Here is a 5156-nt window from a genome sequence, read left to right on the forward strand (position 1 = left end):
CTTATAAATTCTACTATTGTAGGTACTAATATATAAATCATTATAGTTGTAATAATATTTAAATTAAAATACTCATTAAATAATATTAATAATGTAAAGGCTATTCCATACATAGGCTTATATGGCCCCTTTAAAAAACCTTCTTTTTTAAACCTTCCAGTAATTATAAAGCTATAAACCTCTTCTATTATCCATCCAACTATAGAGTAAAAAATCAGGTTAAATATAGTTAAACTTAATATTGTCATTAAAAGCACCAACCTTTAGTAAATTATGCTTTTAGTTTAACCAAGGAATTAAATTAAATACCTAATTTTATACAATGAAACTTTTCAATTTATAAGAATAGAATAGTATATAATGCTTAAAAGGAGAGATTAAAATAGAGTCTACTTATAAAAAAGTTAAAAACATTTTACTTATTCTTTTATTAGCCAATTTATTTGTTGCAATATCTAAAATACTAATTGGATTAATAGTTAATAGTTCTAGTGTAATGGCTGATGGATTTCATTCAATATCTGATAGTGCATCTAACGTTGTAGGAATCATAGGTATTACAATGGCCTCTAAGCCTAGGGATACCGATCACCCCTATGGTCATAAAAAATTTGAAACTATATCTAGCATTTTTATTGGACTTATGTTATTACTTTTAGGAATTAATGTTATTAAAACATCAATTTCTAAACTCTTTACTCCTTATACATTATCTATTAGTGTTGTAAGTTTGGTAATTATATTATTAACTTTAATTATAAATATCTTTGTAGCCTTATACGAAAATAAGCAAGGTCAAAAGTTAAATAGTAAAATTTTAATTGCAGATTCTATTCATACTAAAAGTGATATATTTGTTTCTATTGGAGTCTTAATTACTCTATTATGTGTTAAATTAGGTCTTCCTCCTATTTTAGATACCTTTGTATCATTTATTGTTGCCTTATTTATTTTACATGCATCTTATGAAATTATTAAAGAAAATATATCATCATTAACTGACAAAATTATGATTGAAGAAGAAATTGTAATTGATATATTAAAAGATTTTACTGATATTAAGGATATTCATAATATTAGATCAAGAGGTTATAAAGATCATATTTTTCTAGATATGCATATTAAAGTGGATTCAAAATTAAATGTAGATGAGGCTCATACATTAGTTCATAAAATTGAAGATACATTAAATAATAAATTGGACAAAAAAGTTGATTTAATAATCCACGTTGAACCCAATAATCATAATCATAATCATAATAGCAAAAGTGACTACTTATAAAGGTAGTCACTTTTATTTTAAAAATATATATTTTTAGGTTCATTTATCTTTATATACTCATATATATTTAAATAGTATTCACCATTGTATTCTATCTTTCCTAAAGCTTTTACCCATTGTCCTTCGTTAAACTTCTCATCTGCCATTGATTTAACCCCAATTATAAAAGAATCAGCTGCACAGCAATTCATTTCTTCCCTAGCCAATATAAACTTATCACCTTCATATTTATATACAAAGCCTGTAAATATTATATCCTTACCTAAATACTCTTCCCCTTTTTCATCTAACTCTTCTAAAATATAATGAGTTTCATGATTAATTTCTATAGCCTTATGTGAAAGAACATTATTAAAATTATAATCGCTAACTTCTTCATTTATAATATGGCTTCTAAATATTAAAAACACAGCTATACCTAGAGTGAAAACTATTGGTAAGACCTTTAATGAATTATCCTCCCTAGAATTGAAAGTGAAAACTTTAGTAGCTTGTACTATAATCAAAACTGGCAATATAATTAAAACTATTTTTAAATTTGCAGCACTTTTCTCACTTAAGAAATTCTGTATATCTCCTGTTATAATTAAAAAAGAAACTAAAGCCAATACTAAAATTAATACTAATAATGATATAAATTCATTTATATTAAATCTTCTCATATCCCTACTCCCCAAAAGCTAAGTATTAATGAGGCAATAAATACCACTATACCTATTACTCCAATTAAAGTAACAGTAAAAGATTTTTTAAAGTATGAGTTTAAAATTATAGCATTTTTAAGGTCCATCATAGGCCCTAATATTAAAAAGGCTGATACAGCAGGTACCCCAAAATAATCTAAGAATCCTCTTGCTATAAAAGCATCCGCTTCTGAACAAAGAGATAGTAAAAATGCCAATAACATCATTATAAATATAGGCAAAAAGCCTTTATTTGAAAAATTTATAAGAGTTTCTTCTTTTACTAATACAATAAATATACTAGATAAAAATGATCCAAATATGTAGTACCTTAAAATACTTAAGAATTCCTTACTTCCATGCTCTAAACATAATCTAACATTAGATTTCTTATTAAAATAATCAACTACCTCACAACCACAATCGCAATTATTTTCATATATGCTACTTTCCTTAAATATACTTTTGTTCTTTCTTATTATTAGTGACACAATAATACCTATAATAATTGACAGTACCATTCCTCCAATAACTCGAATTAAAACCACATTTATAGATTTAAAAGCATAAAAAGTAGATGCAATAACAATAGGATTTACCAGTGGTACAGATAACATAAATACTAAGGCTACAGCAATAGGCACACCCTTTTTCATTAAGCTTCTAGCAATTGGAACTATGGCACATTCGCAAATTGGTATTACAAGTCCTAGTAAAGCAGCTATAATTATTGAAAAAAAGCTGCTTTTCGGTAAAAACCTCTTTACTACATCTTCTGAAATATACACTTGAATTAATGATGATATTAAAGCCCCTATTAATATAAATGGAAGAGCTTCTAATACCATACTTATAAAAATATTAGCCCATCTTATCATTTATTTTTTCTTTAATAAGAGATTTAAGACTTTTTATAAATAAATTTCTTTTAAAATACTTATTACTCTTTATATCCCTGTCAATATCACTAAATGAATCTATTGTAACTATCGGTGAATTAATATTAATATCTTTAATAAGCTTTATAGTTTCATCCCTTTTTTCCTTGCTTATTAATGATATATTATTAAGTATTATAAGCTTGCTTCCTTGAATAAAAGGTACTATAAGTTCCCCTAAATTTTTTATATATACTAGCATTTCTTCCGAATTCCCTATAAAATACCCACCATAAAAATCTATATATCTTTTTATATTTTTATCATTACATATATCTTCTACACTATTAACAGATATAGTCCCATTGTATTCCACAATAATCCTATCAAAGGTATAAGCCTTTACTTCCCTTATTATTATCTCCTTTAAATATTCTATTTCCTCAATAAAAACAATCTTTACATTACTTTCTTTATTTATTAATGTATTTCCTTCCTCTAAAGAAATAATTAATATTTTTTCATCTATGCATATATCACTATCTAAATAAGCGTTTATAAATCTACTTTTCCCACTACCTAAAAAACCAAATACAAATTCTAACCTAGTCTTCATATTATTTAACTAAAAAACTTTTTCAGCTCCTCCTTATTTAAATTTACTCCAATAAAAGAAATTACACTGTCTATTTTATTCTTCATTTCCCTTAGTTCAAATTCTTCTCCTGCATAATCAAACTGGCCATAGATACCTTCTCTTAGGCTAATTATTCCTTTAGCCCTAATAATATCACCATAAACTTTAGAAGATGCTATAAACTTAAATTTTGCATTTAACTCTGCTTTAGAAAAGATATTTTTAGGATATATAGCATAGCTTTCAAAGACATCTTTAGCTGTAGATTTTTCCTTAAGAAGACCTTTTAAAGTGGCCTTATAAGATGAATTTTCTATTTTTATCTTTTCATTATTTGAGGATTCACTTAATATTTCATTAGTATTGAGTTCATTATAAGGCTTCTTTATAATTTCTGATTTAGAATTAATGCTTCTAATGCTTTTTTCAATTTTAGATAACCTAAGATTATCTACTTTTTCAACCCTACTTATTACTATTGTTTTTGCATTTTTAATTTGATCTATATAAAAATCTTTAAAATTAGTTATATATGAATCATACTTTTCAGGGTTAATAACTGTAATTAAATTTTCTATCACTACCTTATCCCTTAAATCTACTTCTTTAAAAACCTTAATTATATCAGTAAGCTTAGCAACCCCTGATGGTTCAATAATTATCCTATCTGGCTTATATTTTTCAATAACTTCAATACAGGCTTCTTTAAAATCTCCTGTAACTTCACAACAAATACATCCTGAATTTATTTCTCTTATCTTAATATTTGTATCCCTTAGAATTAATGAATCTATGCTAACTTCTCCAAACTCATTTTCTATAATTGCAATATTTTCTTTATATGCCCCAGTAGATATTAATTTTTTTATAAGAAGAGTCTTCCCAGCACCTAGGAATCCTGAAAAGATATCTATCTTTACTTTCATACTACACCTCAAAATATAATTACTCTAAATATTTTATGAAAAGCTAGTCTCTTTTATTACTTCAACAAAACAATTCTGAAGTTATTAATCAACAGCCAAAAATCTTTAGTTTTAAAATTTAATTATGCTTTTCTTTCTTAATACACATTATTCTTTTATGTAAAATGTTATATAATGTAATTATAATAATAATTTTTAGAGGTGAACTATGGATAGAACTTATTTAAAATCAAAATCAAGGCAGCAATTAAAAGAAAATTTAGTAGTTTCAATAATTGCAGTTTTTATAGCTAGTATTTTTATTGATGCTTCGACTTTAAAAAATGGTGTGGAAATCTTTTATGATGAAGGATCTTACATATCCTTAGACCTATTAACAATACTTTTTGCTGGAGTATTTACTGCAGGACTTAATAACTTCTTGTTAAAAATAGTGAAAAATTCAGGAACTCCAAAAATAACAGATTTATTTTCACATTTTTATATTTACTTAAAGACTTTAGGCTTATACCTTGCTATTGCTGTACTTGGCTTTATTGGAACATTACTTTTTGTAATTCCTGGAATTATAGTATTAATAATGTTTTCACAATCCTTCTTTATATTAGTAGAGGATCCTTCTAAATCAATAAAAGATTGTATGATAGAAAGTCAAAAAATAATGTATGGTCATAAAGCAGAATATTTTGTACTTCAACTATCCTTTATTGGATGGTATATATTATCTGTAATAACTCTAGGTATTGCCGG

Annotated in this window: 6 protein-coding genes and 1 pseudogene; 2 read left to right on the forward strand and 5 right to left on the reverse strand. The window is 25.5% G+C overall.

The genetic code is table 11. The features are described from left to right. Nucleotides 1–248: pseudogene (locus tag E6248_RS12750) on the reverse strand (hypothetical protein); the annotation flags it as partial. A 164-nt stretch (nt 249–412) separates the two neighbouring features. On the opposite strand from E6248_RS12750, the gene E6248_RS12755 reads away from it, so the two are divergent. Further along, nucleotides 413–1282, forward strand: coding sequence for a cation diffusion facilitator family transporter (locus E6248_RS12755; RefSeq protein ID WP_316341176.1), 870 nt, complete (start codon nt 413–415; stop codon nt 1280–1282). Nucleotides 1283–1299: 17 nt separating this feature from the next. On the opposite strand, the gene E6248_RS12760 is transcribed toward E6248_RS12755, so the two are convergent. From E6248_RS12760 to E6248_RS12775, 4 genes are read right to left on the reverse strand one after another with little or no spacing between them, the layout of a single operon-like run. Next, nucleotides 1300–1944: a membrane-spanning protein gene (locus E6248_RS12760; protein ID WP_316341171.1), complete on the reverse strand. Its 645-nt coding sequence runs from the start codon at nt 1942–1944 to the stop codon at nt 1300–1302. Then, on the reverse strand, nt 1941–2843 hold the full coding sequence (locus tag E6248_RS12765) for a permease (RefSeq protein WP_316341172.1): 903 nt from the start codon (nt 2841–2843) through the stop codon (nt 1941–1943). The genes E6248_RS12760 and E6248_RS12765 overlap by 4 nt, the downstream gene beginning before the upstream one ends. Next, complete coding sequence (locus E6248_RS12770) at nt 2827–3459, reverse strand: GTP-binding protein (RefSeq protein WP_316341173.1); 633 nt, start codon at nt 3457–3459, stop codon at nt 2827–2829. The genes E6248_RS12765 and E6248_RS12770 overlap by 17 nt, the downstream gene beginning before the upstream one ends. Before the next feature lie 5 nt (nt 3460–3464). Continuing rightward, nucleotides 3465–4406, reverse strand: coding sequence for a GTP-binding protein (locus tag E6248_RS12775; RefSeq protein WP_316341174.1), 942 nt, complete (start codon nt 4404–4406; stop codon nt 3465–3467). Nucleotides 4407–4614: 208 nt separating this feature from the next. Between E6248_RS12775 and E6248_RS12780 the strand changes: the two genes are divergently transcribed. Beyond that, nucleotides 4615–5156 (forward strand): DUF975 family protein (locus E6248_RS12780; RefSeq protein ID WP_316341175.1); only part of this gene is annotated, 542 nt, incomplete at its 3' end.

This window comes from Clostridium sp., assembly GCF_032552055.1.
Classification (GTDB): domain Bacteria; phylum Bacillota; class Clostridia; order Clostridiales; family Clostridiaceae; genus Clostridium.

Bases quoted from the DNA above. Each gene is read 5' to 3' on its own strand.
- E6248_RS12760 (WP_316341171.1), bottom strand. From the start codon at position 1,944: ATGAGAAGATTTAATATAAATGAATTTATATCATTATTAGTATTAATT.
- E6248_RS12765 (WP_316341172.1), bottom strand. From the start codon at position 2,843: ATGATAAGATGGGCTAATATTTTTATAAGTATGGTATTAGAAGCTCTT.
- E6248_RS12770 (WP_316341173.1), bottom strand. From the start codon at position 3,459: ATGAAGACTAGGTTAGAATTTGTATTTGGTTTTTTAGGTAGTGGGAAA.
- E6248_RS12775 (WP_316341174.1), bottom strand. From the start codon at position 4,406: ATGAAAGTAAAGATAGATATCTTTTCAGGATTCCTAGGTGCTGGGAAG.